The following is a 959-nucleotide window of genomic DNA, read 5'->3' as shown; positions in this document are numbered from 1 at the left end:
AACAATAAACAAGCGGCTTCTCTAATAGGTGTTGCTCCCATGAATAGAGAAAGTGGCCGCCATAAAGGCAAACGAATTATCCAAGGTGGGCGCGCTCAGGTGCGTACAGTCCTGTATATGGCGATGATGTCTGCAATGCAATCTAACCCTGTTTTTAAGACCACATATCAGCGATTACTGGAAGCAGGAAAACCCAAAAAAGTAGCCATCATTGCCTGTGTTAGAAAGATGGTTGTGATCCTGAATTCAATGCTAAGAGACGGAACTATGTGGAATGAAAATATGGCGAAAAATTAACTATTGACGCCATACTCGTTTGTTATGCTTAAGCTTCAATGGGTTACGTTTTTCTGGAAACAAGATTAACTCGACTTTGATTCAGAAACAAAAGCCAAAAATTAGAAAACCGAAATGAATCATAGTTTTAATAATCAGACTTCGGATTTTGGCAAAACTGGCTTGGAGTTTAAAAACCAAAAATGGATTTCTGATTGAGCCAGCCGCACTAACCTCGCGCTTGCCCGAAAATAGAATGAGGCAACACTCAGAATTTTCAGCGCCAAAGAATTGATGTCCGAAAAACAGCGCTCAAAACAGCCAACTTGCCGACAAACACCRAACTGAAAAGCYGAGGGARCAAAGAAAAACCATAAACCACTGATTTTACKTGATTAAGCATAACGCCGCGTTAAGGGGTGAATGCCGCCTAAACCAACCTTCCGCAGACCACTTTCACCACCAAAACCAACCGCATACCAAAAATGCCACGCGGCATGAATCCCRCTTAAACGCCTYGTTATGTTCGCGCTTTTTCACTTCAGAGTAAGCAAAGGTATGAGTAATTGTCAAAGCAATAAACAAAAGTGGAATAAACAACGAAAATACTGATATCAAAATATACATTTGTGACATCACTAACTTTTCTAAGATCCCTTCGCTGTGGGCCCACCCTGCAGCAT

2 protein-coding genes are annotated in these 959 nt (G+C 41.4%); one reads left to right on the top strand and one right to left on the bottom strand.

The genetic code is table 11. The annotated features are described in order from the left end of the window. Positions 1 to 297, top strand: a 297-nt coding sequence (locus CIK04_RS31865) for a transposase (protein WP_142995062.1), incomplete at its 5' end; no start/stop codon positions are given. Between the two features lie 374 nt (positions 298 to 671). Here the strand turns inward: CIK04_RS31865 and CIK04_RS35985 are convergent. Then, positions 672 to 800, bottom strand: coding sequence for a DUF3265 domain-containing protein (locus tag CIK04_RS35985; RefSeq protein WP_080722320.1), 129 nt, complete (start codon positions 798 to 800; stop codon positions 672 to 674). Between the last annotated feature and the right edge of the window lie 159 nt (positions 801 to 959).

The sequence above is a fragment of the Vibrio sp. 03_296 genome (genome assembly GCF_002265885.1).
This window is presented reverse-complemented; position numbering and strand designations above follow the sequence as displayed.